The sequence below is a fragment of the Novosphingobium sediminicola genome (genome assembly GCF_014196525.1).
GTDB lineage: Bacteria > Pseudomonadota > Alphaproteobacteria > Sphingomonadales > Sphingomonadaceae > Novosphingobium > Novosphingobium sediminicola.
Window position 1 is genome coordinate 1 of the sequence record NZ_JACIDX010000010.1, and the last position, 26,463, is coordinate 26,463.

The window sequence follows — 26,463 nt, forward strand, 5'->3', positions numbered from 1 at the left end:
AGATAGACCTAACCAACGACCAAATTGCACAGTTCCGGGTCACCACACCACGCATCAGCCCATCAAGGAGGAAGGTATCATGAAACGTTCAGCTCACCGAAGATGCTGGCCCACTCGCTGAAGCTGAGGTTGGTGGTGATCACCACGCTGGTGCGCTCGTAGAGTTTGCTGAGCAGGTGGAACAGCAGGGCCCCGCCTGACGGGCTGAACGGGAGATATCCCAACTCATCCAATATGATGAGATCAAGCTTGAGCAACCGATCGGCCAATTGTCCCGCTTTGTTGGCCGCCTTTTCCTGCTCGAGCGCATTGACCAGATCGACGGTGGCGAAGAAGCGTACTTTCCTGCGGTGGTGCTCGACAGCCTGGACGCCAAGGGCGGTGGCAATGTGACTTTTGCCGGTGCCGGGCCCGCCGATCAGCACGACATTGTCGGCACTGTCCATGAAGTCCCCGCGGTGGAGCTGACGCACCAAGGCTTCGTTGATCTCGCTGGCGGCAAAGTCGAAGCCGGCCAGATCCTTGTAAGCCGGGAAGCGGGCAGCCTTGATCTGATAGGCGATCGAGCGGACCTCGCGCTCGGCCATCTCAGCCTTGAGCAACTGGGACAGCATAGGAACGGCCGCGTCGAATGCTGGCGCACCCTGCTCGATCAGGTCGCCTACAGCCTGAGCCATGCCATACATCTTGAGGCCGCGCAGCATGACAACCACGGCAGCGCTGGCGGGGTCATGACGCATGACGCATCTCCCTCAGCGTGTCGTAGCGACCAACATCGGCTTTGGGCTCCTGACCAAGGCGTAAGGCTTGAGGGGCATCAATGGGCGGTGCCGGTGGCGCCGCCTTACCGTCGATCAGGCGGTGCAGCACATTGAGAACATGAGTTTTGGTTACAACCCCATCCTCAAGCGCCAGTTCGACGGCGCGCAGGACGGCCTGTTCGTCATGGTGCAAGACAAGGGAGAGGATCTCGGCCATTTCCTTGTCACCGCCAAGCCGCTTGAGCAGTTGGGCCTGCAATCGCCGGAATGCCTCAGGCATCTCGAGGAAGGGAGCGCCGTTGCGCAAAGCGCCGGGTTTGCGCTGAACGACAGCGAGGTAATGCCGCCAGTCATAGATCGTACGTCCCGGCTTCTGGTGGGACCGATCAATGATCCGCCCGTGCTCGCACAGGACCTGCCCTTCCGCGACAATGACAAGCCGCTCGGGGTACACGCGCAGACTGACGGGCCGATTGGCGAAGGAGGCCGGCACGCTGTAGCGGTTGCGCTCGAAGGCGATCAGGCAGGTGGGTGACACGCGCTTGGTCTGCTCAACGAAGCCGTCGAAGGGGCGGCCCACGGGCATCAGGCTGGCTACCTCATCGGCGTGCACATCGGCGATGGTGCCGGGTAGTACGCCGTGCTGAATGTCAGCCCACTGCGCGATGCACTGCCCCTCAAGCCAGTCATTGAGGGCGGCGAGGTCTGGGAAGCTGGGCATGGGTTGCCACAGGCGGTGGCGGGCATCCTGAATATTCTTCTCGACTTGCCCCTTCTCCCAGCCCGAGGCTGGATTGCAGAAGTCCGTCTCGAACAGATAATGGCTGGCGAGCGCCGCAAAGCGCGCGTTGACCTGCCGAGCCTTGCCGCGGCCGATCTTATCGACCGCCGTCTTCATATTGTCGAAGATCCCACGCTGGGGAACGCCGCCCAGCACCCGGAACGCCTGCGTCAGCGCGTCGAACAGCATCTCATGTGTCTGGAGAAGATAAGCCCGAACGATATAGGCTCGACTGTGCGACAGCTTGGTATGGGCCACCTGCAGCTTGACCTGCTTGCCACCCAACACCGCATAATCCTCGCTCCAGTCGAACTGAAAGGCCTCGCCAGACTGGAAGGCCAGCGGAACGAAGGTCCCGCGTCCGCTGGTCTGCTGCTCATATTGGCGGTTACGCTTCCAATCGCGCGCGAAGACCGCCACGCGGCTGTAGGACCCTTCATACCCCAGCGCGACGAGATCAGCGTAAAGCTGCTTGGCCGTCCGCTTCTGCTTGCGCGACTTGCCTGCCTCAACCCGCAGCCAACCCGTCAGCTTCTCGGCATACGGGTCCAGCTTGCTTGGCCGGTCGGGCACCTTGAAAACCGGCTCCACCGTGTCGGCACGCAGATATTTGCGGATCGTGTTGCGTGACAAGCCGGTACGCCGCTTGATCTCGTGAATGGCTATCCCTTGCCGAAAATGCCAGCGGCGGATCACACTGAGTAGGTCCATGTCGATCACTCCGATGCCTCCCGACTGTCAGCCGGAGGCGAGGAAAGCATGGGTCAATTCTCAGTGATAATTTCTGCCCCTCCCGGGTCAATTCTCGGCGCTACTCAACAGGTGGAAGGCAGGATCGACGAGATCCTGCCCGATGGACGCTTTGGCGTGACACTCGACAATGGGTATCGGATTATCGCCTACACGGCAGGTAAAATGCGCCGTCACCGGATCCGCCTCGGTCGTTGGCGACCTCGTACACTTGGAAATGACGCCTTACGACCTGGCCAAAGGTCGGATCATCTATCGCGAACGGACGCCCGGCCAGAGGCCAGGCGGTGTCCGTAGGCGTGTGATCAGGCGCTAATCTGATTTCATGAGGCGGCAGCGCATCGCTGCCCGCAAGGATAAAATGACTTTGATGTATACTGGCGCTTTCAAGCGCCACACAAACTCGCCGCGCAAGAACTCGGCGGCAGACGAATCCATGGACAGGAACATGACTTCCACCGCCATGCTTTCGCCCCTCGAACTGCGACGCATCGTCGCGGCGATGGTCGACTGATCAGGAAGACCCTCGCGGAAAGGCCTGGCGCGGACTTGCGTTGGGCCGGGCCGCGTCCAGCAGGAGATGTCCTATGGATATCAACAAAGAATATGCCGCTCATCAGCAAGCGTTGATGCGGGCCGATCATTCGGTCTGCAATGACGTTCGCCGGGCACATCTTGCTCAAGCCTTGTCGATTGCAGGCCGGATAAGCGCTGTCCAGCGCCAACTCGGCGCTGCTGCCGCCTGTGCCTGGAGCATTACTCATTGTTCGGCGCCGGCAAGCGCCTGATGCAACCGCGCCAGTGAATGCCGGCGCACCTATCCTGCTTGTGTCGAACTTCGACAGGTATCGACGAATTGGTTTCGGATCTGGGGCTGTGTTCCCATTCCTGCAAGACGACGACTTCCTTTCAATGGACGACTTGAAGCCTGACATCGTCAGCAATCGCTGACGTCCACCAATGTTTCTTGAAAGGAAACGACCATGACCATCGGAACCGTAAAATTTTTCAACGAAGACAAGGGCTATGGCTTCATTCAGCCTGATGACGGCAGCAAGGACAGCTTTGTCCACATCAGCGCGGTTCAGCACGCCGGAATGGCCACGCTGAACAAGGACCAGCGTCTCAGCTATGAGGTCGAAACCGATCGTCGCGGCAAGCAGTCCGCAGTCAATCTGGTTTCTGCCTGATTCAAGTGTTCGCCGGTGTCTGCAGGGGCACCGGGAACTGTCCGTCGCGATGAAGGGTTTCCTTTCGGCGCGGCGGCCCGTGTCTGGCCTGCTTGATCCGCTCTGCGTGATCGCGGTCGGGCACGGGAAATGCCGCCTTTGAAGCCTCCTTCCGCACCTCGGGTTCGGGAGGGCTGCTGCCTATTCAACCCAACCCGTCCTTATACGGCCGAGAGGCCGCCGCTTACCTGAATTTTTGACAATCCATATGCTTACCATTCTGAAATTTATCGCTTTCTCTGTGAAATCCACTTCGGTTCATCCTTATTTTGCGCATCGGTTGCCATCGGGCGTCCTCACTGTCGCCGAAATGCAGCGGTTGGTGGCTGATATGGTGGATTGATCGACAGCTTATCCCGTCGGGAAAGGATCACCATGGCCAACTCAAGCGAATATTACCGGCATTGCGCCGAACAAAGTCTGCGCCATGCCGAGGCAAGTATTCTGGCCAATGTCCGCGAACGCCATTTGCATTCGGCGGCGGCATGGCAGGCGATGGCAGAGCGTGTGGCCAAGATAGAGGTCAATCGCCGCGAGAGCCAGGAGCGCGAGATCTCCGATCGCTTGCCCGACGATGAAAACCCGCTTGATGAGTGATTGTGCTGCGTGATGGCCTGGACGCATTCCGGCAATAAAATATAACCTTAGTGCGGAAATCGGGCCAAAGTCATTGGCATTCTTTGCCTTAAAACCGCGCCGGTATGGTGCTGAACCGGCGGCAAGCCAGATAACATGTATGACGATCTATCCCAACCGATCCTCGTCAGTATAGATCTCAAAGCGCGATAGCGTAACCAGACCAAAAGTTGTGGTAAGCGCTGCATCAGCCGCGTCGCGCCCGCGCGCCATCAAAATGCGCCCGCGTCGGGGAAAGTTATGGCGCGCGTCAAAGACATACCAGCGATCGCCCAGCCATACTTCGAACCAGGCGGAAAAATCCATGTCGCCCACGGCGGCAGGCAGATCCATATCGCCAAGATAGCCGGTGCAATAGCGCGCGGGAATGTTCATGCAGCGGCACAGGGCAATCGCCAGATGCGCGTAATCGCGGCATACCCCGGTGCGCTCATGAAACACATCCCACGCCGTTTTGGTCGGGCGAGCGGCCATATAGTCAAAGCGAATCGCGCCATGGACATAATCGACGATCGCCTGGACAAGGCCCCAACCTTGCGGAACCTGGCCAAACAGGCCCCAGGCCAGTTCGGTAAGGCGGTCGGTTTCGCAATAGCGACTGCTCAGAAGATAGTGGAGCACATCATCGGGCAATTCTGCCAACGGCGCCTGCCGGGCATGAACATCCACCCGGTCCGGTTCGAAGGAATCCTCGATCACAAAACCGCAGGAAATGGTCAAGCCGCCTGCCGGCATGGTCAGTCGGGTGCAGATGTTGCCGAAGCTGTCGACATAATCGTACATCGGCACATCGGGTGTGGTGAAGATACGCTGTGCGGTGCGCAGGTCCTTGTTGCGCGATGCATGTACACTGAGCTTGGCCAACATTGGAACGGGCTGCTCACAGGTAAAGCCAATGTTATATCCGGCGCGGATCAGCATGCTGAATGTCTTTCATCGGAGGACAGAGCCATCTGCCGGAATCCCGGCACTGGGGGGACAAATGCGGCAAGGAATGAGCGCCGGACGACCTTCGTGTTAACGACGGAAGCCTGCCTCCGCTTCACCATGAAGAGTGAATGACGATGCATCCGGCAGGCGAATGGCCGTTGGCCATGGCAGGTCTCGCTCAAATTGCTGCATGTCGGAAAGAGACAGAAGGTAGGAGAGCAGGGATTCGGCCCCCCTGTTTTCATTGACACGATCAGGATGCAGGCCATCGCGACAACTGCCGGTTGCGATATCAACCAGAGGCAGGCCCAAATCATTGGCGCCGGTAAACCATGCAAAGGCCTTGTGCGCTTCGACATGCCATGATGGCGATGGATCGACGAACGAGGCGGCGAGGCAGGCCGCGATGGTGGCGCAGGCTTCAACGGGCTGTTGGTCAAAGCATGGCGGGGTTTCGCGCGACGCCAACAGGAACCCTTGCGTACCGACCGGGCGGAAATGACCCTCCGGTGCCGTCTGGCGTTCAAGCAGCCAGCGCAGGCTGCGCAGACCGGCATCGATCAGGTCGCGCGATCCGCAGCTTCTGCCGGTTACGATAAGCGCCTCGCAAAGGCGGGCGTTATCATAGGCCAGCCCATCTTCGAACCAAACCCAATCATCGCTTTCACAGGCAAGCAATCGCGCCTGAAGTCGACCTCCTAGTGTCAGTTGCAGCCTTCGCGCATCGTGATTGTTTGGCCTGGCGCTGCAATAGAAAGACAAGCCCAGCAGCGCGAAGGCCCACGCTCGCGCTGAAGTGAAGGCTTTAATGGGGGGCAGTGCCTTTTCGAACAGAGCGGTAGCCCACTGGCCCCGCGGCGTTTCCCGACCTTGCGCCAAACAGGCGCCCAGGGCCCAGAGTGTGCGACCGTGGCTGTCCTCGGATCCGATATCTTCCAGCCATCGGCGATCAAAGCCCATGAAATTGCGAAACCGGCTTTGGTCCGGGTTCCATCCATGCTGGATAAAGCTGGCAAATCGGGGCAGCGCCGTTTTGATGAACTCGTTGTGCCGGTTCGGGTCTCCCCGCATCTCCATGCCGCAGCACAGCAGCAGGGCGCGGGCATTGTCATCAATGCAGTAGCCGTGACTTCGGTCTGCAATGTCGTGAACCGCGTGCTGAATAAGGCCGGTGCTGTCGCACAGCGCTGCAAAGTGATCGAGCGGCATGGCCGGCAATTCGGGCGACGGCTTGCGGCATGCTGCGCGAAAGGCTTCGCAATAATGCAGAGCGGTATTGCGCCACGTCATCGCACGACTGGCTACATAGGCCCGGCGCCCCATGGCCAGACGGGAGGCTTCATTGGTCAGCAGATCGGCGACCACCTCGCCAAGGCTGGCCGCATCGCCAAAGGGCACCAGAGCGCCAGAACCATCAGTCAGCAATTCGAGGGCATGCCAGTAAGGCGTCGATACCACCGGTCGCCCAAGTCCGTGCGCATAGGCCAGCGTCCCAGATGTCATCTGGGTTTCGACCATATAGGGCGTCACATAAACGTCGCACATGGCAATATGCTGGAGCAGTTCGGGCCGATCGGCAAAGTGGTTGAGAAACACCACATGCCTTTCCAGCCCCAGATTATGGACCAGCGCGATCAGGCTCTCGCGATAGGCCTCGCCAGCTTCGCGGAGCAAGGTCGGGTGAGTGGCCCCCATCACCACATAGACTGTATCGGGCGCAGCAGCCAAAACCACCGGCATCGCCGCGATCATTGCCTCGATCCCCTTATTTGGACTGATCAGGCCAAATGTCAGAACGATGCGATGCCCGGAAAATCCGAGCTTCTCTTTGGCCTGTTGCGGAATGATCAGCGGCATGTCCGGAATGCCATGGGGAATGACGACTATCTTTTTAGGATCAGCGCCGTAAACATCGATCAGGATGGAGCGCCCCTTCTGCGCCATGACCACAACGCGCATTGAAGCAGCCAGAATGGCCATGATGACCCTGCGCTGGGCGTCCGATGGGCGATCCAGAACAGTATGCAATGTTGAGACAAGCGGAATACGCAGCGCAGAAATCAGGCCAAGGACATAGTCTCCGGCCTCGCCGCCATAGATGCCGAATTCATGTTGGAGCGAAACGACATCAAAGTCTTGTTCATGGATGAAATCGACCGCTGCCAGATAGCCGCCCGCGTCCTCCTGCGCGATAGACCAGCGAACATGGGGTGGATAGGCATATTGCCCACCCTGATCACACATCGCAATGATTGCGGTCTGGGCCACGTCATCAAGGTGGCGCACGGCCAATTCAAGATCAGTAGTGAAGGTTGCGATGCCACACCGGCGGGGCAGGGCGTTACCGACGAAGGCAACCCGAAGCGGTTGATTCTGAAAATTGTCTCAGAGTTTGCCTTTCGGCTTGCGCGTCGCAGCCAATAAGGGCGAACTTTCCAGCGGTGCCAGCGGCACGATGGTTTTGCCCTTTGTGGCTTTGGGTTTGCGGATCTCTCGATTGCTGCGTTTTTGTGATTTGGCCATGTCGGTTGTGTCCTTGGTTGGTGTGTGACCCAGGCATTGGGCCTGCTATTTGCGCGAGAATTCGCTTCGTTGCTGATGCGAAGCGCACGGGATTGCGGGTGGGGCAGAACCCCTGTCGCCAATGCGCCGTGTGTGATGGTTCGTAATTCGGCTTAGAAGATCTCGTTCCGGCACATGACGCGTCCGCCTTCGTTAAGCGGGGGCACAGCAGGTAACTCGCTCACGAGTGGCTCGACGTCGAAATTCGCGACAGATCCGCCTTTAGCATGGATTGCAGATAACTCTGCATCAATTCGATGCTCAATGGGACGTCGCTACCCATTTACCATAGTGCAAAGGATCTGCGAAAATTGGGTTCTGGCACAGCAGGCATTACAGCCATTGTCGGTGGCATGTGCGAATTTGCGTCCAAGTCTAATGTCCGCCAGATCATGCAACGCAAGCTTCGGGGCATCTGCGCTACTTACAGCTGAAAAGTGATGGGATAGATGCAGACTGACACCGAGGCGTTTCGACACATCCTCTACAGGATACCGCGCTTGATAATCTGGGTCACCGCATCACCCACGCACTCATCGCTGAAATTGGGTTTCCCTATCGCCGCCTCCTCATCGAAGGGGTGAACCGACGACCGCTTCCGCAGGGCCTGCTTTGCACCGCTTTCGTCCGCTTTGGCGGCGGGCAGCGCCTACCATCCCTTACTGGCAGCAGCCGACCAGGTCCCGGTATTCCGCAGCAGATTTTTGAATGTCTACTCCCGCCGAATAGAGCCCAACGCGCGCAGCAGCCAATTGGAGTTCGTCTTCTTCAATTGCCGGATATTCATAGCTTCAACCTATGGATATCAAAAAAATCATTATAATTGAATATACGAGAGGGCGGCAGTATCGATCCATAAAACAAGGGGAGAAACAAGGATGGACGGACTATCACGGCGAGATCTGCATCGCCTCGTAGCGGTTGCAGCAACTTCACTGGGTCTTGGCGGCCTCCCCCAAGCGGCCTTTGCAGGCGAATCTGGTGAATTAGGCTACGTGCATCCCGAACTGCGCCCAGCCGCCAAGCAGTTGCTCCAACTGGTAGCTTCCATGCCAGAAATCTCGCCAGAAACGCTCGCTATCACACGCCAAGCCATGGGCGGTTGGGCACAACCTCCGCTCGAACATCCCAAATGGCACCAACGCGCTATTAAGGGCTTGCCCGGGAACCCCGATGTCAGTGTCTTCGTCATCAACAGCGACGACACGAAACGGCGTCCGGCCATTCTTCATACCCACGGCGGTGGTTTCATCAGTGGCAAGGCGATCAGCATGATGGCCGATCTCCAGCGCCTGGCGCTGGAGCTGGATTGCACCATCGTGACGGTAGATTACCGCCTCGCCCCGGAAGTCAATTTCCGTGGCTCTACCGCAGACAATTACGCGGCTTTGCAATGGCTCCATGACGAGGCCAAGTCCTTGGGCGTTGATGCTGGCCGCATTGCCGTGATGGGCGAAAGCGCAGGCGGTGGCCATGCGGCATTGTTGGCGTTGAAGGCACGCGACCTTGGCAAGATCCCATTAGTGGCGCAAATTCTAATCTATCCGATGCTGGATGACCGCACCGGCACCACAAAGACGCCACAAGCTCCCATCGGCACGATTGTCTGGAATGTGGTGAAAAATCGTTTTGGATGGCAGTCGTTTCTGGGCATGGCGCCGGGAACGGACAAGACCCCCCAAGAGGCCGTCCCGGCACGCTATCGTGATCTTTCTGGCCTGCCGCCAACCTTCATCGGCGTGGGCGCGATCGATCTGTTTGTCGACGAGGACATCGCCTATGCCAATCGCCTGATCGACGCTGGCGTTCCAACACAGTTGGAAGTCGTTCCCGGTGCTTTTCATGGCTTCGATGGAATTGGGGCATCGACCCAAGTGGCAAAGGATTTCACAGCGTCAAAGGTAACAGCTTTGCGTCGGGCGTTTGCATAACTTAAATGCAACTGTTGTGGACTCAATCGCTTAACCTGCGCTGTTGGCGGTAGCCGACATTTAAGTTGCCTCGCCGGAGCTTGAGGAATGTCCCAGGCCCCGGCATTTCAGCACGCAGCGATGAAACTGAACCGACGACGGGTTTCGACGCCGCAGCCCAGGCGGCTGAAGGGCGGCTTTTGGGGCGAACCAGAATGAAATTGTAGTCGTCAAGATGTGGATCCCCCGCTGACAATGACATTGCCCGCCCTCGCGCCGGGTCGCGAACCGAAAGTGTTGCGATACGCTCTGGGCGACAGGCCCGTTGAAGCCCGGAATTGTTGACGGAAGTTGGCTGCGGTGCCGAAGCCCGCACGTTCGGCTACAGCTTCGATGGACAGATGCGTCTCCTCGATCAGCATGCGGGCATAAGCCACGCGCTGCTGTTGAAGCCATGCGCCCGGCGTCAGGCCCGTCGCGCCCAACAGATGGCGGTGCAGACTGCGGGAGCTGAGATGAGCCTCCGCCGCCATGCGCTCCACACTCCAGTTCTCGCCGGGCTTTGCCTGAATGGCTGTGAGCAATCCGGATAGACGGTGACCGGAGGGCGGCGGCAGGGCTCGCTCGATAAATTGGGCCTGCCCGCCGTCGCGATGCGGTGCCACCACCAAGCGGCGCGCCACGCTGTTGGCGGCGTTCCGGCCGAAATCCTTGCGCACCACATGAAGGCACAGGTCCAGTCCTGCAGCACTGCCTGCCGAGGTCAGAATATCGCCCTCATCGACATAGAGCACGTCGGGTTCGATCACTGTTTTACCGGCCTGATCGGCAAGGCTTGCCAAATGGCGCCAATGGGTGGTGGCTCGCCGCCCATCGAGCAGTCCGGCTTGCGCCAGCACAAAGGCTCCGGCGCAGATTGCCACAAGTCTTGCGCCGCGCCCATGGGCCCGTCGCAATGCTTCGAGCAGAGCGGCAGGAGCTGGTTCACGCGGGCCACGCCATCCGGGAATGACGATCGTATGGGCCTGATCCAGCAGGTCCAGATCGCCGTCGGGCATAACCTGCACACCGCCTGCGCCGCGCAAGGGGTCGGGCTCGGCGGCGGCGGTAAGGCAGCGATACCAGTCATTTCCCATCTCCGGGCGCGGCAGGCCAAAGACTTCAAAAGCGCAGCCGAATTCAAAGGTGCAGAGTCCATCATAGGCGAGGATGACGACCAGAGGCTTGGTGTTTGGCATGATACTTTCGATACTTGTCATACCTGCCAATGGCAACGATCCGGGTGGTGCTTTATCCCTCCCTTTAACGGATTTCGGCCTGTTGCGGCGGCCGGGTCAAGGAGGACAAGATGAAACTGATCGGAATGCTGGATTCGCCCTATGTACGCAGGGTTGCCATTTCGCTCCGCCTGTTGGGTCTGGATTTCGAGCATCAGACGCTGTCGGTGTTTTCCACTTTCGATGCCTTTGCCGCGATCAATCCGGTGGTCAAGGCGCCCACGCTGGTGACCGACGATGGGATCGTGCTGATGGACTCCGGCCTCATCCTCGCACACGTCGAGCGGCTTGCAGGATACAGCCTGTCCCCCGCCGATCCGGCGGCTCATGCGCTGTCCCAACGGATCATCGGCCTGGCGCTGGCGGTCTGCGAGAAGGCGGTGCAGATTGTCTACGAACACAATCTGCGGCCCGAGGAGAAGCGCCATCAAGTCTGGCTCAATCGTATCCATGGGCAATTGGCGCAGGCGCTCCATCTTCTTGAACAGGAGGTCAGCCGCGCTCAGCCGTGGTGCTTTGGCGACCATCCGCTTCAGGCCGACATCACCACTGCGGTGGCCTGGCGCTTCACCAGAGAAATGGTGCCCGAGGCAGTTGAGGGGCAGGCGCTGCCATCCTTGTCACGCCTTTCACGGATAGCAGAGGAGAGCGCTGCCTTTCTCGCTTTGCCCTTCAATTAGGGGAAACGGCTGGGTGGGCGAAACCTCCTGAACAAACGGCGGGTTTGGAGGATCTTCCAGCCTCGGGAATGGCTGGAATGGCGGCGACAACGCCCGCCCACAGGAAACGGTAGAAGTCGACCAGATCAAGTCCTCAGCTTCTGATGGCGCGAACATCCAAACCCGACAAGAGGGGCTGGCTATGCAGGTGGAGATTGCCAGGCCGCTACCTCAATTCCAAACACCCTGGGGACCTTTCTTCCCGCAGGAAGCGGACGGTCATTCAGGCGAATCTCAATAATGTTGGGGCGCCACCGTCCGGCAGCATGGATAAGCAGGCGCTTACAGCGGCCTGAGTAAGCGCCGCTCCAATGGCGCTTTCGGCCAAGGCAGTTCAGGTCAGGTGTCATTGGCACCTCTTCAGGAGCATCCACATGAATATTGCCCTCACCAAACCGCCGCGCAACTGGGATCCTGTGGTCAAGCTGACGCATTGGAGCATCGTGGCGGCGGTGCTCGCCAATGGCGCTCTCACCGAAGGCGGTTCCTGGCCGCATATCTGGGTAGGCTATGCTCTGGCCGGGATGCTGGCGTTGCGCCTACTGTGGGGACTGGTAGGGCCAAGCGAAGCCCGCTTTTCAGCCTTTCCACCCAGCCTGTCCCGCGCGCTGATCCATATTCGCGAAATCAGGGCGGGCAAGGTCCGCGATCAGCCCTCGCACAATCCGCTGGGTGCGTTGATGGTCTATGCCATCTGGGGCACGCTCGGGATTATCATCGCCAGCGGCATCGCCATGGCGGGTCTGCCGCCCAGGGCGGTGACACATGAACACTATGCTGTGGAACAGGTTGCCGCGCATGATGACGATGAGCGCGAAGGTGAAGAAAGCCCGCTGGGTGAAACACATGAGGCCGCTGTCAACCTGCTCTACGTGCTGATCGTGTTGCATCTGGGCGGCGTTATCTTTGAAACGCGACGCTCCGGGCGTGGGCTGGTGCTGGCCATGTTGCCCGGTCGGCGGTAAGCTGGCGCGATGCAGCCTGCCACCCGATCACTGGAACGCAAAGCCCTGATCCTGACGTTGGTACTGGGCTGTCAGGTGCTGGCTGCGATCTTCTTCGCTCTCGATGTGGCAGGTGACATTGCCGAGGCGGGGTTGGGCTGGCACCTGTCAATAGAATTGCTCGCCACTCTGGCGCTGGCCGCCGGGGTGGTGGTGGGCGCCATTCATGTCCGCTCCCTGATCGAACGAGCGCGGCAGGATCAGACGCTGATTTCCGCTGCGCGCGGGGCGATGGGGGCCTTGATCCGCGCCCGGTTTGCTGAATGGCGATTGACCGCGGCAGAGGCCGATGTAGCGCTGTTCGCGATAAAGGGGCTGGACGTGGCCGAGATCGCCGCCCTGCGCGGATCGGCGCAGGGAACCGTGCGGGCGCAATTGACGCGGATCTATGCCAAGGCGGGCACGACATCGCAGACTGGCCTGATCGCGCTGTTCATGGACGAGTTGATCGATCCAGCCGCCACACTGAGTTAGGGGCTCCAAGGCTGATATCGCGCTGATGCACCGCCATCTGCGTCCGTGCGACCGCATTCACCATCGCCCATTGTTCACAATCGCGGGGCAAAGCATTATCGCGCAGACATTCAGCAAAAGGCCTCTTTATATGCACAACCTCGACCCCATGCTGGCGCTTGAAGAGGCCGACATCGACCCGGTAGCCAAGGCGCAGGCCGCCTCGCGCAGCACATGGGTCAGCGTGGCGGTCAACACCACACTGTCAGCCTTGCAAGTGGCGGTGGGGATGATCTCAGGCTCGTCGGGCCTGATCGCGGACGGTATACATTCGCTGTCCGATCTGGTGGCGGATTTTCTGGTGCTGTTCGTATCCACCCATTCCAAATCTGACGCCGACGAGCGGCATCCTTATGGCCACCAGCGTTTCGAGAATGGCGCCTCATTGGCACTGGGCTTGCTGCTGGCGGGTGTCGGCATCGGCATGTTGTGGAGCGCAGTCGTCAAAATCGAGCACCATGAGGCCATCCCCAAGGTTGAGATTACCGCACTTTACGTGGCAGGGGTGGCGCTCTTGGCCAAGGAAATGCTGTTCCGCTATATGCTGGCGGCGGCAAAACGGGTCAAATCCAGCATGTTGATTGCCAATGCCTGGCATGCGCGATCGGATGCGGCATCATCGTTGGTGGTGGGCTGCGGCATTGTCGGCAATCTCAAGGGTTACCCGATGCTGGATCCCATCGCAGCCTTGATCGTAGGGCTTATGATCTTGAAAATGGGTTGGGAATTCGGATGGGAAGCGTTGCATGACCTGATGGATCAATCGGCCAACGACGAGGAGGTTGAGGCAATCAGTGCCACTATTCTGTCCTCACCTGGGGTGCGTGGCTGCCACAATTTGCGCACACGCAAGATGGGCGACATGCTGGTGGTAGACGTGCATATCGATATCGACGCCCACATCACTGTAGAGGCTGGCCATACTATCATCCAGTCTGCCGAGGATGCCGTGCGCGCGCGCCACAGCGTGCTGGGCATGATTGCACATGCCGACCCTTGGAAGCCTGAATGAGTTTTGCTCAGGCAGATGCTACGTCTGACTAGTCATTTTCAAACAGCGGCTTTGTTCCAGGCCCGGGCGATTCGGGCTACCCAGTCGACGTGAACAGAAGGCATGTTTAGGTCTGCTGATCAGGAGGCGAGAATGGCGACTATCGCGGCGAATCATACCGTAAGAGAGGCGACCTTCGGATAAATGATTTCTGCGCTCATTTTTTGGATTTATGGTGTCCGGCTCTCGCGGCTATCCAATCTTTTCGCCTGGTCAGCATATTATGCTCCTTGCCACCGTTTTGCCGTGAGCGTACAATAAAATTGCTTCATGATACTCGCGAGGTTTCCGGAAACGGAGGCCTAATACATGTTTAGAGCACTTTTCCGCTTTGATCTGATGATATCAGGTTTTTTGATTTGCCGCGCTTTTGGCGAATCCGGCGTTGCCAGCATTAATGTCGTGACCGTAGTTGAGCGAAAGCTCAGCAAGATGCTCAATCATAACCCAATGAATCTGGTGAGGGGGCTCATTCCGGCTCCGACCACGTTCGTGGTTTTCCTCGCAAGCGACTATGGGGCGGCGAAACGAGGATGCTGGTCGTGAAGATTGGCACTCATGCCACGAGCAGGCATGTTGCCCATGATGGAGTATCAGGGACGGAATTCATCACTGCGGATGAATTTGCTCTTCTCGCACGATTGTCACGCCGTCAAATTGATCGGCTTCGCAAGCGTCGTTTGCCCGGTTTTCCGAGGGAATATGATCTTGGCAGTGGCCTGAGCAAGTTTCACACCTGCCCAAGATTCCGTCGAGCGGAGGTTGAACGTTGGCTGGATTCCCGATCGCTTTGGTAGCTTGCTTGCGCTTGTATAAGCGACGTTGACGGAGGGGCGGCCAACATTGGAATCAGATCCATTGCCGACGGCGCGATACTCCGCAAGGTGTAGGGCTCGATTACACCCTGAAAGGGATATCGCAAAGGTACACCCTGTAGGGTATATTGCAAATTTATACCTTTGGGGGTATGTTCCGTGATCGACGGAGGTTCCCCATGGATCAGATTGTTCGACTGCCCAATCAGCTCGGCGCGCTCATCCGCAGCGCACGATTGGGGCGCAACATGACGCAGCAACAACTGGCAAGCCTGATCGGCAAGCAGCAAAAGACCATTTCGGCCATTGAAAACGGCAATGACGGAACCAAGCTCGATACGCTGCTCCAGGTGATCGCGGTGCTTGACCTCGATCTCCAGATCATATCGCGCCGAAAAGATGGCAAAGATATAGCGGACGTTTTCTGACGTGGCGCGCAGGAAAACTCACGTTCCGCTGGATGTGCTGATCAATGGCCGTTGCATCGGCCGTCTGGAAAAGGCGGCCAATGGCGCGATCAGTTTTCAATATGCGACAAGCTGGCTCGAATGGGAGCATCGCTTTGCAGTGTCGCTGTCGCTTCCTTTGATCCCTAACGCCTATCGCGGTGCTGAAGTGACCGCAGTGTTCGATAATCTGCTCCCGGATCGCGATGCGGTTCGCCGCCGCGTGGCTGAACGTATGGGGGCGCAAGGAACAGACTTCTATAGCCTTCTCGAAGCCATTGGGCGCGATTGCGTCGGTGCGATGCAATTTCGGCCAGAGGATGAAGAGGGCGGTGATCTGACCATCAGGGGCGATGCGGTCAGCGATTCGGACATTGAAGCGATGCTGGCCGACCTCGCTCAGGCGCCGCTCGGATTGAACAAGGATCGCGAGTTCCGCATTTCGGTGGCGGGCGCGCAGGAAAAAACCGCGTTGCTGCGTTTGGACGGGCGCTGGCTTCGTCCGATGGGAAGCACGCCGACGACGCATATTCTCAAGCCCCAGCTTGGCCAGATACCTACATCAGACGGCATGATCGACATGTCCGACAGCGTGGATAATGAGCATTATTGCATGAAGGTTATGGAGGCGTTTGGCCTCAAGGTAGCTCAGACGCAGATTGCGTCGTTTGGTGCGCGCCGCGTGCTGGTGGTCGAGAGATTTGATCGCCAATGGCGCAACGCTCAACATATCATCAGGTTGCCGCAGGAAGATGGCTGTCAGGCGCTCGGTATGCCGCCTATGCTCAAGTATCAAAGTGATGGTGGCCCCGGCATGCGCGACATTTTGGCATTGCTGAAAGGCGCGGATGACGCGCAGTCCGATCAGATCGCCTTCTTCAAAAGCCAGATTGTATTCTGGCTGATCGGAGCAACTGACGGTCACGCGAAAAATTTCAGTATCTTTCTGAAGCCGGGGGGGCGTTACAGCTTGACCCCATTCTATGATGTTCTGTCGGCGCAGTCGGCCTTTGATAAAGGACAGATCGCCCAGAATAAATTCCGTCTGGCGATGTCAGTGGGTAGGAGCCGCCATTACCGGATCGCCGAAGTGATGGGGCGGCATTTTGTGCAGACGGGCAAGGCAGCTGGTCTTGGCACTGTCACCATGCGCGACGCGATCGTGGAATTGCTCGATCGCGCAGCCCATGCGACCGATGCTGCACTGGCCCAGATGCCGGATGACTTTGCACAGAGCATCCATGAAAGTGTTGCCGCTGCAATTGCCAGACGCCTGCCGCATCTTGCGAGCGCCCTTGAAGAGCTTTGAGCAACGAAACGCGAGGCTTGCGGCATATCTAGGGGGGGAAGACGCGCAGGAGGTCTGCATTATCCTGCGCGTCGTGTTTCTACCCTGATCGCCAGGACTTCAGTCTGGTCTGTGCCCTTTTTCCGGCATCTGGGGGAATGTGATTCTGGCATTGGTTTGGGAAGATTTCTCACCTGAGCGAGATTTGGCGGTATCGAAATTATACGATGGCCTGCCACCTGCTCCCTTTGTGATCCGCACCGTAAAGGAATAACCAATCGAAGTCTGTGCGCCTGGCGCGCCTAGTGCGGCAGCGACCCCCACGCGCTTCGCGATGGAAGCGACTTCCTCCTCCCATTTCAGAAACCAGTTTCGCTTTTCGTCTTCCATCTCATAAAGGTCATAGGTCCTTTCCATGCCCTTTTTGACGTGATTGAGCATGGCTTCGGCCGTCTCGAAATCGACCTTAAGTCGCTTTGTATTGGAGCGCGCCGTCCGGCGGAAATCATGCGGGGTGAAGCGCTCGATCGGGTGTCCGGCCAGCTTTTCCATACGGGCAAGCACCCGGTCACGGCATTTGTACCAGACCGAATTGTTGCGAGGCCCGTCGATGGTGAGGGCCGGGAATATCCATTCGTGATTCGTCTGCATCAGGGAGCGTCCCCAAGGCCCGAGCGCGATTTTATGTTCGAAGGAGTTTTTTGCGCGGGCTGAGGGAATGACCCACACGCCGTTGACGATCTCGTCGCTTCTGGCTCTGGCCATTTCGGAAATGCGCGCGGCAGACAGGAGGCAAAGCAACATGCCTCGCTGAAAATCACGCTCTTCCTCGGCCAGAGCCTGAAGAAACCATTCGAGTTCGAGATGACTGAGTTTGCGGGTTCTCGCTTTCTCTGGAAAGCGCAGGTCGCCCAGGCGCTTTGACGGATCCGTCTCCAATCCAACTTCAAGACCTCTTAGTGAAGCCGCCCAGCCGAAAATAACCTTCAGTTCGGCGGCCAGGCGATTGGCCCTGACCTTGGCGGTCTTGCCCTTGGCTTCCACCAGCTTGATGAGGTCTCGTTCTGTGACCTCATAGATGTTGCGATTGCCAAGCGCGGGGCCGATGTCGTGGTTGTAGACATCCATCTTATCCTTGATGGTTCGCGGCTTGTTGATCCGCTTTGCGCGCGATGACCGCCCTTCATGAACGGCGATCATGTAGAGGCCATGCGCTTTGGCCACTGTCATTTCGTTTCGGACTTTCTCGGCGCGCTGGACAGCGCGCGGGTCAATTCCGGCTTCAGTCTGGGAGTTGAGCTCTCGTGCCCATTCCCGGGCCTCAGCCATGGACTGTGCGGGAAAGAGGCCGCCGAAGATCGTGGCGACTACTTTCTGACGCGCGACCTGTCGTCGGTAGCGCCAGCGTTTCTTGCCGGACTTGAGAACTTCGATCGCCAGACCCGGGGTTAGGGGATCTGCAAGGCTTCCCTCGCAAAGGGCGTCAATCATGGCAGGTGAGAAGGTGATTTTTTTGGCCATAGTTCCGATTCCATCGGCGTTTGGCGCATATAAAATCATGGCAGAAATCATGGCAGAATAGGCGTCCAGCCCAGTCGGGCCGGGTCTTGCCCTGTCTAGCCAATTTTCTGAGGTTTCTGCCGTAAAGCATTGCGTCAAAGCCGAATCATGAGAACTCGACTGGCTGGGGTGGGAGGATTCGAACCTCCGCATGGCGGTACCAAAAACCGCTGCCTTACCGCTTGGCTACACCCCAGCATCGCCTCGGCCGCATCGGGCCGGGAGGCGTCGCATAACCACATTGCGCGGGGAAGAAAAGAGGCAATTTGAGCTTTTTGCGCAAATTGCCTCTTTGGGCGCGCAATCAGACGGTCGCGTTGACAAGAGCGGCAAAATCCTCCGCCGAATGGCGCTCGAGCAAGCCCTTGCGATTGTTCACCAGCCGCCCGCGCTGCGTTGCCTCACGCGCATCGATCTCGCGCACCCAGCGGCCCACATTTTCATATTCCTCAAGGCCGAGGAAGGTCTTGGCATCGCCATAGGCCTCGCCGCGCCACAGATTGCCCAGCCAGGGATAGGCCGCCATATCGGCGATCGAATAATCGTCGCTGCCCAGAAAACGGCTTTGCGCCAGACGCTTGTCGGCCACGTCGAACAGGCGTTTGGTTTCCATGGCATAGCGGTTGATCGGATATTCGTATTTTTCCGGCGCATAGAAATAGAAATGGCCAAAGCCGCCGCCGATGAAGGGGGCGCTGCCCATCTGCCAGTTGAGCCAGCTGAAGGTTTCGGCGCGCGCCGCGCCGCTGGTGGGCAAAAATGCGCCGAATTTTTCCGCCAGATAGATCAGGATCGCCCCCGATTCGAACACGCGCACCGGCTTGGCCTCGGTCCGGTCGAGCAGGGCGGGGATCTTGGAATTCGGGTTGATCTCGACAAAGCCCGAGCCGAACTGATCGCCCGCGCCAATGTCGATGAACCATGCATCATATTCTGCACCAGCATGGCCCGCGGCCAGCAGTTCCTCCAGCAGGATCGTCACCTTTTGCCCATTGGGCGTGGCCAGCGAATAGACCTGCAGCCCATGCTGTCCCACAGGCAGCACCTTGTCATGCGTGGCGCCGGAAACGGGGCGGTTGATGCTGGCGAACTGGCCGCCGTTGGTCTTGTCCCAGGTCCAGACCTTGGGCGGGGTATAGGTGTCGCTCATCGTGACAGGCTCCTGCGGGGGTTGATTGCTTGGGCAAGATAGGAACGCCCCGCGCGATCCGCCAGAACTAGCAGCCACAAGAAAGTTTTGATCGGGCAAAAGAAAAGCGGGAGCGTTTGAGGCCCCCGCTTGACGCATTCTCATTTGACTCAGGTCTTAAGCGATTTTCATCACCCAGCCATGCGTGTCGGCCATCTGCCCGCGCTGAATGGCCACAAGGCGGTCCTTCAGCTTGGCCGTGGTCTGGCCGGGGCCGCCGCTGCCGATGGTAAAGCTGGTGCCATCGGGCGAGGCCACGCGGCCCACAGGCGTCACCACCGCCGCCGTCCCGCAGGCGAAGGTTTCCAGCAGCTTGCCGCTGGCCGCATCCTCGCGCCACTGGTCGATGGAATAGCGTTCCTCGCGAATGGTCAGCCCTTCTTCGCGCGCCAGCTCAATGAGGCTCGCCCGCGTGATGCCGGGCAGGATCGTGCCGGACAACGGCGGGGTCAGCAGGCTGCCGTCCTCAAAGGCGAAGAACAGGTTCATGCCGCCCAGTTCCTCGACCCACTTATGCTCGGCGGCGTCAAGGAACAGCACCTGATCGTGGCCGCGCGCAAAGGCCTCGGCGGTGGGGACCAGCGAGGCGGCGTAATTGCCGCCGCACTTGGCCGCGCCCGTGCCGCCCGGCGCCGCGCGGGTATATTCGGAAACCCAGATCGACACGGCGGGCGCGCCGCTCTTGAAGTAATTGCCGGCCGGGCTGGCGATCACGATGAACTTATACTGCTTGGCCGAACGCACGCCCAGGAAAGGCTCGGTGGCAATCATGAAGGGGCGCAGATAAAGCGAGGCGCCTTCCTGACCCGGAATCCACGACTGATCGGCCAGAACCAACTGGCGCACCGCTTCGACAAACACGTCCTCGGGCAATTCGGGCATGGCGAGCCGGGTTGCGCTGGCGTTGAAACGCTGCGCATTGGCCTGCGGGCGGAACAGCGCAATCGAGCCATCGGCGTGCTTATACGCCTTGAGACCTTCAAAGATTTCCTGCGCATAATGCAGCACGCTGGCCGCCGGATCGAGCGGGATCGGGCCGCGCGGGCCGATGGTCGCATCGTGCCAGCCTTTCCCTTCGGTCCATTCAATCACCACCATATGATCGGTGAATTGCGTGCCGAAACCGGGCGCGGCCAGAATCCCTTCGCGTACCTCATCGGCCACGGGGGCGGGGTGGGGCAGGCGGGTGAAGGACAGGACAGGCTCGGCGATGGTCGCCATGATACACGACTCCTCATGGGGTGAATGCGGCTGCCTTTGAACGAAAATTACGCGCAAGGCAAGGGTCTTGAAATTAAAAATCACAAGACCCATTGGTTTTACGGCTGATAGCACGGTTGTTGGCGCGGGAAAACCGCCTGAAACCCATCAATTGTCGATGCGGGGCAATTCGTTGGCCTCAAGCCTTGCGTAAAAATGCGAAACCGAGCGCTGCAACTCATAGCGTGCCAGCGCCACGCCCGCGAAACGCTCCGGGATCGGGATGTCGCCCGCCTCGCTCATATCCAGTCCGCGCGCCACCGCATCGGCCAGCGCGCTTTCCAGCCATGTCAGCCAGTCGCGCGTTTGGACAATCGCACCATGGGTGGCGTCCACCGGGCCATGGCCGGGGATCAGCCGCGCAAATTCCCGCCCGTCCAGCGCGTCCAGACTGCGCCGCCATGCCGAAAGGTCGGCGTCGGGCGTTGCGGGCGCGCGGTTGTGAAACACCAGATCGCCCGCGATCAATGTCCCGCTCGTCCGGTCCATGATCGCCAGATCGCCCCCCGAATGGCCCGACAGCGCAATGGCCTCCAGCGCCCGCCCGCCGATCTCGAAAGGCCCCGGTGCCACATCCATCCCCGGCAGCACGACATTCGTGCCCGTCATCCAATCGGCCAGCAGGCGATACATGCCATCGGAAAAACCCCGAGCATCGCGCTCCAACTCGCGCCGCGTTTCGGGCAAAGCGGCGATGATGGCGGGATCGAAGGCGGCCGCCCCCATCGCATGATCGGGGTGCAGATGGGTAATCAGCACCCGCAAAACCGGCCCCCCGGTCAGCTTCTGCGCCAATCTGGCCAGCGCCTGCCCATAGGCCAGCGACGGCCCGCAATCGCACAGGATCGCGCCGCCCTTGGCCGCCAGTATCGTGCAATTGGCAATCGCCCCGCCATTGGCAAAGGCAATCGCCTCATCCGCCCCGCGCACCACCCAGACGCCGGGGGCGACCAGATCGGGCTTGAGCGTATAGTACTGCGCCGCGTTTGCGGCCAAAGGTGCGGCCATCATCGCGCCGATCATCGCGCGGCGGGTAAAGCCGTTACCCATGCGGGCGGCTCTGTGGGCCGATTACGCCCTGATAATCGCGCCCCTCGCTGTCGCGGGCCTGCACCTTGACCGGGCCTTCGCGCGTCGGGCGCAGCAAAAAGGTGAAGGCCGGGTCCTCGCTGACCGATCCTTCGACGGTCATATTGGCCAGTTCCACCCCGGCGGCATCGCGCAGATGGATGGTTTCGATATGAAAACTGGGAATATTTTCCACCAGCCCGGTGTCCATCGGATGGCGCAGCGAAACGCGCAGGCGCAGATCATCGCCTTCCTTCCACGCGCTCCCCCGCATTTCGCCCAGATGCAGCGCCCAGTCGCCCTTGGCCCTGCTGACCGGGGGCGCAGAACATCCTCCGCCCGCCGCATCGACCCACACGCCCGATACATGCCACGCCCCATCGGCCCCCATCACCGCCGCGCGCACCGGGGTCCGCTGGTCCAGCTTGATGCGCAGCGACAGGAAAGGGGCAGCATGGAGGGGGCGGAAATCAACCGCCTGCGTCAGCGGATTGAGATCGGCAAAGATGATGATCCGCGAGGCGCCGGGGATAGTGCGCGCATCCACCGTCACGGGAAACTGATGCTGGTTTTCCGCGATCATCGGCACTTGCAGCCGCACGCGTGGGTCGAACACCACCGGCGCTCCCTTGAACAGGCGCGCCGCGTGATAGGTCCACATGGGCGATCCCAGCGGATCTTTAGGCAGGGCAGGCGCCGCCCATGCGCAGGCGGGCAAAAGGAGGGCGGACAAGACCGTGAGGGCTGCTTTGCGCATCATACCAAGGGCGACTATGCACCCCTGCGCGGGCCGGTATATGCTACCTTGGGATAAGGAGCATGGCATGTTGGGGCTGATGGCGGGCGTGGTTTTGACGGCGACGCAACCCGCATTGTTCGACGCCGGTCTTTTCAACGCGGACGGCTATCGCGCCTCCTCCTATCGCGCGCCGGTGGACCGCGATCCGGCCCCGGCGGCCCGAATGGCGCTGGCGGCGGCGCGAGGCTTGGCGCCGGGGCGCGATGCTTTGTTTATTGATGCGCTGCCTTTGACGCGCACCGCCGGGCAATGGGTCCAGACCGAGCAGCATGACACGATTGCAGGCGCGATCTGGCGGCCAGAGGTCGGGCGGCCCGGCGTTGATCCGGCGCTGTGGGCGGGCTTGCGCGGGGCGATTGCTGCGTGGCGGCGTGGGCATCCAGGCGGGCCGGTGGTGCTGTTCTGCCGGATGGATTGCTGGATGGGGTGGAATGCGGCCCGCCGCCTTGCACGCGAAGGCGTGGGCGATGTCTATTGGCTGGCCGAGGGCGTGGAAGGGTGGCGCGATATGGGCGGTACTTTGACGCCTGCAAAACCGGAACCCGCAAAATGAGCCAAGCCCGAAAATGAGAAGGGCCACGACGGCCTAAGCTATCGCAGCCCTTCGCATGGTCAGCGGCCGCAAAAGTGCCGCTCACGAAGCCTCTATCGCTTAATCGTTAAACTCAGCGATAATGCCTCGCGATACGGATTGCCGACCTCTCTGCTGAACCATGAGACATCGGATCACCTCCTTTCGCGCTGTTGAGCCATAGGGAGCCGCCGGGGGGCGCAATACCCAGTCCAGACGACGGGGCGAGGGTCTGTTCAACCGCGCTCGCCTTGGATCAAAGGTGGTGTATTTCGCGCCGCACAACAAGTCTTGAAATGGAAAAAATTGCTGTCACAATCTTGGCTCCTCAGGCGGCGAGTCTGGGAAAATCCCGCGAAAACCTGTCTTATTGCTGCCGTTGGCCTGTCATCTTGCGCGGGGCCAGTGTGCGTTTGCGGAATTATCCCCAGCGGTGATGGCATGGGCCTGAGTCGCGCAGGTTTTATCACCCGATTTTTCAACGCGGCGTGCGGCCAATTTAGCGCGGCGCGCGGCAATCCTCGACCACGCGCGATGCCGAAGCGTCAGCGGGCAGCAGCAACGGGGTATGGCCCGTCACCTCGACCTCCCAGCGCCCCCGTGTCAGGGCGATGGCATCGAGCAGGCGGTCACTGGCAGACAGTGCCAGCACAGCCCCTGCAGTATCGCTCTGCGTGCTGGCCTGCCGGGTCTGGGTAGCGGTGGTGATCTGGATGACGCCGCCCGCCGCGCCCGGAACGATCAGGCGCACCTGGCCGCTCTGACAGGCCATGATGATCTGGCGCGCGCCGCCCTGTGCGTCATACACCGCCTGCGATACGCCGCCCGACAGGCTCCAGCGCCATGCGCCCGGCGTGATCGGCAGGTCGCGCCAATCGGTGGGCGTGGCCAGTGGCGCGGGCATAGGGCGCGGGGCGGGCCTGACCACCGGGGCGGGAGGGGGCGGGGCGACAGGAGGTATTGGCGCGCAGCTCGACAGCAGGAGCATGGCGAGCGAACCGCACAGCCCCCAAAGAGCCGGAGAGCGCCTTGTGGCGAAGAAAGGGGCGCGCGCGATTGCCATCATCGCCTCCCTATGGAATGGGGGAGCGGCCAAGACAAGCCGCCAAACAGAACCGAGACGATGAACAGTTCCAAAAACCGACCAGACGCTGCCCTCAATAGTGTCAGGACTCCTGCGCCCAAAAAACCCGCCAAGATCCGCGTCGATCAATTGCTGGTCGATCGCGGCCTTGCCGAAAGCCGCAGCCGGGCGAGCGCGCTGGTGCTGGCCGGATTGGTGTTCAGTGGTGAGACGAAGATTGCCAAGCCGGGACAGCAGATTGCCGAGGATGCGCCGCTCGAAACGCGAGGGCGCGATCATCCGTGGGTGTCGCGCGGGGGGATCAAGCTGGCCCATGCCATCGCGCATTTCGGGCTGGACCCGGCGGGCGCCACGGCGATGGACATTGGCAGTTCAACCGGCGGCTTTACCGATGTCTTGCTGACCCATGGGGCGGAGCGGGTGTTCGCGGTCGATTCCGGCACCAACCAGCTTGCGTGGAAATTGCGGCAGGACCCGCGCGTCACCGTGCTGGAGCAGACCTCGGCTCGTATTCTGACGGATGCTGAGATTGATGCGCCCTGTGGTTGGGTGGTGTGCGATGCTTCGTTCATCGGGCTGGCCAAGGTGCTGGAGGTGCCTTTGCGGCTTGCCGCGCCGCAATGCCGCCTGGTGGCGCTGATCAAGCCGCAGTTCGAAGTCGGGCGCGGCGAAGTGGGCAAGGGCGGCGTGGTGCGCGATGCGGCCTTGCACGCGCGCGTTTGCGAAGAGGTGCGCGTTTGGGTCGAAGGGCTGGGCTTTGCCGTGCAGGGCATTGTCGAAAGCCCGATCACCGGGCCGGAGGGCAATGTCGAATTCCTGATCTCGGCGTGGCGTGAGGCGGGACCGGCGGATAAAGACGAGGATTAACCCTGTTGCAAGGGGGTTCCCGCGATTGTCTCCGTTTCGGAAGCAGCGCTCTTTGCGCCATTGCGCGCCGGGTTGGCCCCCGCCACAAGAGCGCCGAAGCAGGCGCGAATCATGGGGCTGCGTTAACCAGTCGTTTCACCCGAATGGCTCATATAGCGCCACACGGGGCTGGCTGAATGCCATCGCTCCGGGTTATGAAGGTAATGCGGCGCGGCACGGCGCGGCGGCAATCAGACGGGGTTCTGAACGAAGATGACGGAAATTGCCTCCTCGGGTCAATTGCGGGCGGGACTGGCGCGCTGGGTGCTGGTGCTGGTGCCGGGGATCAATCTGCTCGGCTTTCTCTCGGCCAGCGTTTCGCTGTCGGGGCCGAACAATCCTTGGTTCGTCTCGCTGATCAAGCCGGGGATCTATCCGCCGTCGCTGGTCTTTCCGCTGGTGTGGACCGCGCTTTATGTGATCATGGGCGTGGCGCTGGCGATTGTGGTTTCGGCGCGTTCGGCGCCGGGGCGCGGGGCGGCGATTACGCTGTTTGCCGCTCATCTGGTGCTTAATCTGGCATGGTCGCCGGTGTTTTTCGGGCTGCACCGGATCGCGCTGGCGCTGGGGATCATCATTGCCATGGCGGTGTCGCTGGTGGCGGTGATCGCGCTGTTCTGGCGGGTGCGGCCGGTGGCGGCGGGGCTGATGGTGCCCTATCTGGCATGGGTGCTGTTTGCCAGTGTGCTCAATTATCAGTTCCTCGTGCTCAACCCCGATGCCGATGGGCAGGACGCGCCCGCTGCGGTGCATATCCAGCTTTAGAATTTCGCGCCTTTAGAATTTCGCTCCGGCCCTTGATCCTTGCCCTTTTGCGCGCCATCTAGGCGGCAAGCGGACCCTTCTGCCATGCGGGCGGGGGGCGCCAAGAACTAAGACGGATATGCGCGCCATGCAGAGCGAAAACCCCTTCCTTGCCGATTTCGTGAAGCTGATGAACAGCGCCGCCGGGACCTTTGCCGGGGCCACGCGCGAGGCGCGTGATGCCGCCCGCGAACGTTTCCGCGAGGCGTTTGGCGGTCTCGATTTCGTCAGCCGTGAAGAATTCGACACGGTGAAAGCCATGGCCGCCACGGCCCGCGAAGAAGTCGAAGTGCTCAAGGAAAAGCTGGCCGCGCTTGAAGCCAAGATCGGCGGCTGAAGCATAAAGGGCGGGGCGATCATGCGCACCCGCCCCGGCATCTGCGCGCGTAAACGCCGCTATGCCAGCGAGGCTGAGGCGGTGGCGGCAGCCTTAAACGCCGCCATCACGCTGCGCCCCTATCGCTGTGCGATTTGTCGCCAGTATCATCTGACCAGTCGGACCAAGGGGATGCGGGTGTTGCGGGTGGAACGCGCCCACCCGTCCGTTTAG

At 60.1% G+C, this 26,463-nt stretch carries 28 protein-coding genes, 1 tRNA gene and 2 pseudogenes; 18 read left to right on the forward strand and 13 right to left on the reverse strand.

Annotated features, from left to right (window positions below; genetic code table 11):
• Positions 1-80: 80 nt before the first annotated feature.
• Together istB and istA are read right to left on the reverse strand one after the other, a co-directional pair.
• Positions 81-740, reverse strand: a pseudogene (istB, locus tag GGR38_RS13410) (IS21-like element helper ATPase IstB); the annotation flags it as partial.
• Positions 730-2,253 (reverse strand): IS21 family transposase, encoded by a 1,524-nt coding sequence (gene istA / locus GGR38_RS13415; RefSeq protein WP_183626652.1) that lies wholly within the window; start codon positions 2,251-2,253, stop codon positions 730-732. The pseudogene istB and the gene istA, both read right to left, overlap by 11 nt.
• A gap of 111 nt (positions 2,254-2,364) precedes the next feature.
• Between istA and infA the strand changes: the two are divergent.
• From infA to GGR38_RS13440, 5 genes and pseudogenes are all read left to right on the forward strand, one after another.
• Positions 2,365-2,608 (forward strand): annotated as a pseudogene (gene infA / locus GGR38_RS13420) (translation initiation factor IF-1).
• 9 nt (positions 2,609-2,617) lie between these two features.
• Positions 2,618-2,806, forward strand: a complete 189-nt coding sequence (locus GGR38_RS13425) for a hypothetical protein (protein WP_183626364.1) — start codon at positions 2,618-2,620, stop codon at positions 2,804-2,806.
• A gap of 73 nt (positions 2,807-2,879) precedes the next feature.
• Positions 2,880-3,080: a hypothetical protein gene (locus GGR38_RS13430; protein ID WP_168604009.1), complete on the forward strand. Its 201-nt coding sequence runs from the start codon at positions 2,880-2,882 to the stop codon at positions 3,078-3,080.
• A gap of 195 nt (positions 3,081-3,275) precedes the next feature.
• Positions 3,276-3,482: a cold-shock protein gene (locus tag GGR38_RS13435; RefSeq protein WP_183626366.1), complete on the forward strand. Its 207-nt coding sequence runs from the start codon at positions 3,276-3,278 to the stop codon at positions 3,480-3,482.
• 414 nt (positions 3,483-3,896) lie between these two features.
• Positions 3,897-4,118, forward strand: a complete 222-nt coding sequence (locus GGR38_RS13440) for a hypothetical protein (RefSeq protein WP_183626368.1) — start codon at positions 3,897-3,899, stop codon at positions 4,116-4,118.
• 147 nt (positions 4,119-4,265) lie between these two features.
• Here the strand turns inward: GGR38_RS13440 and GGR38_RS13445 are convergent, their stop codons facing one another.
• The 3 genes from GGR38_RS13445 to GGR38_RS13455 all read right to left on the reverse strand — a co-directional run bounded on the left by GGR38_RS13445 (position 4,266) and on the right by GGR38_RS13455 (position 7,610).
• Positions 4,266-5,078 (reverse strand): transglutaminase-like domain-containing protein, encoded by an 813-nt coding sequence (locus tag GGR38_RS13445; protein WP_183626370.1) that lies wholly within the window; start codon positions 5,076-5,078, stop codon positions 4,266-4,268.
• Between the two features lie 96 nt (positions 5,079-5,174).
• Positions 5,175-7,373, reverse strand: a complete 2,199-nt coding sequence (locus GGR38_RS13450) for a glycosyltransferase family 4 protein (RefSeq protein WP_343059111.1) — start codon at positions 7,371-7,373, stop codon at positions 5,175-5,177.
• Positions 7,374-7,472: 99 nt separating this feature from the next.
• Positions 7,473-7,610, reverse strand: coding sequence for a hypothetical protein (locus tag GGR38_RS13455; protein WP_183626372.1), 138 nt, complete (start codon positions 7,608-7,610; stop codon positions 7,473-7,475).
• Between the two features lie 917 nt (positions 7,611-8,527).
• Between GGR38_RS13455 and GGR38_RS13460 the strand changes: the two genes are divergently transcribed.
• A complete protein-coding gene (locus tag GGR38_RS13460) occupies positions 8,528-9,580 on the forward strand; it encodes an alpha/beta hydrolase (protein ID WP_183626374.1) in 1,053 nt (350 codons plus the stop codon).
• Positions 9,581-9,789: 209 nt separating this feature from the next.
• On the opposite strand, the gene ftrA is transcribed toward GGR38_RS13460, so the two are convergent.
• Positions 9,790-10,797, reverse strand: coding sequence for a transcriptional regulator FtrA (gene ftrA / locus GGR38_RS13465; protein WP_183626656.1), 1,008 nt, complete (start codon positions 10,795-10,797; stop codon positions 9,790-9,792).
• 110 nt (positions 10,798-10,907) lie between these two features.
• On the opposite strand from ftrA, the gene GGR38_RS13470 reads away from it, so the two are divergent.
• The 7 genes from GGR38_RS13470 to GGR38_RS13500 all read left to right on the forward strand — a co-directional run bounded on the left by GGR38_RS13470 (position 10,908) and on the right by GGR38_RS13500 (position 16,693).
• Positions 10,908-11,516 carry a glutathione S-transferase family protein gene (locus tag GGR38_RS13470; protein WP_183626376.1) on the forward strand — a complete coding sequence of 203 codons (609 nt, stop codon included), beginning with the start codon at positions 10,908-10,910 and terminating at the stop codon, positions 11,514-11,516.
• Between the two features lie 413 nt (positions 11,517-11,929).
• Positions 11,930-12,520 carry a cytochrome b/b6 domain-containing protein gene (locus tag GGR38_RS13475; RefSeq protein WP_183626378.1) on the forward strand — a complete coding sequence of 197 codons (591 nt, stop codon included), beginning with the start codon at positions 11,930-11,932 and terminating at the stop codon, positions 12,518-12,520.
• A gap of 9 nt (positions 12,521-12,529) precedes the next feature.
• The gene (locus tag GGR38_RS13480; protein ID WP_183626380.1) at positions 12,530-13,033 is read left to right on the forward strand and encodes a helix-turn-helix transcriptional regulator; all 504 of its coding nucleotides are present in this window, start codon (positions 12,530-12,532) and stop codon (positions 13,031-13,033) included.
• A gap of 25 nt (positions 13,034-13,058) precedes the next feature.
• Positions 13,059-14,084, forward strand: a complete 1,026-nt coding sequence (locus tag GGR38_RS13485; RefSeq protein WP_246404651.1) for a cation diffusion facilitator family transporter — start codon at positions 13,059-13,061, stop codon at positions 14,082-14,084.
• Between the two features lie 348 nt (positions 14,085-14,432).
• Positions 14,433-14,669, forward strand: coding sequence for a hypothetical protein (locus tag GGR38_RS13490; protein WP_183626381.1), 237 nt, complete (start codon positions 14,433-14,435; stop codon positions 14,667-14,669).
• A 448-nt stretch (positions 14,670-15,117) separates the two neighbouring features.
• A complete protein-coding gene (locus tag GGR38_RS13495) occupies positions 15,118-15,366 on the forward strand; it encodes a helix-turn-helix transcriptional regulator (protein ID WP_183626383.1) in 249 nt (82 codons plus the stop codon).
• 1 nt (position 15,367) lies between these two features.
• Complete coding sequence (locus GGR38_RS13500) at positions 15,368-16,693, forward strand: HipA domain-containing protein (protein ID WP_183626385.1); 1,326 nt, start codon at positions 15,368-15,370, stop codon at positions 16,691-16,693.
• 99 nt (positions 16,694-16,792) lie between these two features.
• Here GGR38_RS13500 and GGR38_RS13505 read toward each other — a convergent pair whose 3' ends face one another.
• From GGR38_RS13505 to GGR38_RS13530, 6 genes are all read right to left on the reverse strand, one after another.
• Positions 16,793-18,193: a tyrosine-type recombinase/integrase gene (locus GGR38_RS13505; RefSeq protein ID WP_183626387.1), complete on the reverse strand. Its 1,401-nt coding sequence runs from the start codon at positions 18,191-18,193 to the stop codon at positions 16,793-16,795.
• A 160-nt stretch (positions 18,194-18,353) separates the two neighbouring features.
• A tRNA-Gln gene (locus GGR38_RS13510) sits at positions 18,354-18,428 on the reverse strand.
• Between the two features lie 108 nt (positions 18,429-18,536).
• On the reverse strand, positions 18,537-19,382 hold the full coding sequence (gene yghU / locus GGR38_RS13515; RefSeq protein ID WP_183626389.1) for a glutathione-dependent disulfide-bond oxidoreductase: 846 nt from the start codon (positions 19,380-19,382) through the stop codon (positions 18,537-18,539).
• A gap of 156 nt (positions 19,383-19,538) precedes the next feature.
• The gene (locus GGR38_RS13520; protein WP_183626391.1) at positions 19,539-20,642 is read right to left on the reverse strand and encodes a branched-chain amino acid aminotransferase; all 1,104 of its coding nucleotides are present in this window, start codon (positions 20,640-20,642) and stop codon (positions 19,539-19,541) included.
• 147 nt (positions 20,643-20,789) lie between these two features.
• Complete coding sequence (locus GGR38_RS13525; RefSeq protein ID WP_183626393.1) at positions 20,790-21,731, reverse strand: quinoprotein relay system zinc metallohydrolase 1; 942 nt, start codon at positions 21,729-21,731, stop codon at positions 20,790-20,792.
• Positions 21,724-22,506 carry a quinoprotein dehydrogenase-associated SoxYZ-like carrier gene (locus GGR38_RS13530; protein WP_183626660.1) on the reverse strand — a complete coding sequence of 261 codons (783 nt, stop codon included), beginning with the start codon at positions 22,504-22,506 and terminating at the stop codon, positions 21,724-21,726. Before GGR38_RS13530 ends, GGR38_RS13525 begins: the two co-directional genes overlap by 8 nt.
• A gap of 67 nt (positions 22,507-22,573) precedes the next feature.
• Between GGR38_RS13530 and GGR38_RS13535 the strand changes: the two genes are divergently transcribed.
• Positions 22,574-23,101, forward strand: a complete 528-nt coding sequence (locus GGR38_RS13535; protein WP_246404653.1) for a rhodanese-like domain-containing protein — start codon at positions 22,574-22,576, stop codon at positions 23,099-23,101.
• A 517-nt stretch (positions 23,102-23,618) separates the two neighbouring features.
• On the opposite strand, the gene GGR38_RS13540 is transcribed toward GGR38_RS13535, so the two are convergent.
• Positions 23,619-24,182 carry a hypothetical protein gene (locus GGR38_RS13540; RefSeq protein ID WP_183626395.1) on the reverse strand — a complete coding sequence of 188 codons (564 nt, stop codon included), beginning with the start codon at positions 24,180-24,182 and terminating at the stop codon, positions 23,619-23,621.
• A 60-nt stretch (positions 24,183-24,242) separates the two neighbouring features.
• On the opposite strand from GGR38_RS13540, the gene GGR38_RS13545 reads away from it, so the two are divergent.
• The 4 genes from GGR38_RS13545 (at position 24,243) to GGR38_RS13560 (ending at position 26,463) form a co-directional block, all read left to right on the forward strand.
• Positions 24,243-25,070: a TlyA family RNA methyltransferase gene (locus GGR38_RS13545; RefSeq protein ID WP_183626397.1), complete on the forward strand. Its 828-nt coding sequence runs from the start codon at positions 24,243-24,245 to the stop codon at positions 25,068-25,070.
• A 252-nt stretch (positions 25,071-25,322) separates the two neighbouring features.
• On the forward strand, positions 25,323-25,874 hold the full coding sequence (locus GGR38_RS13550) for a TspO/MBR family protein (RefSeq protein WP_183626399.1): 552 nt from the start codon (positions 25,323-25,325) through the stop codon (positions 25,872-25,874).
• Between the two features lie 127 nt (positions 25,875-26,001).
• Positions 26,002-26,250 carry an accessory factor UbiK family protein gene (locus GGR38_RS13555; RefSeq protein WP_168604462.1) on the forward strand — a complete coding sequence of 83 codons (249 nt, stop codon included), beginning with the start codon at positions 26,002-26,004 and terminating at the stop codon, positions 26,248-26,250.
• A 21-nt stretch (positions 26,251-26,271) separates the two neighbouring features.
• Positions 26,272-26,463, forward strand: coding sequence for a hypothetical protein (locus tag GGR38_RS13560; protein ID WP_183626401.1), 192 nt, complete (start codon positions 26,272-26,274; stop codon positions 26,461-26,463).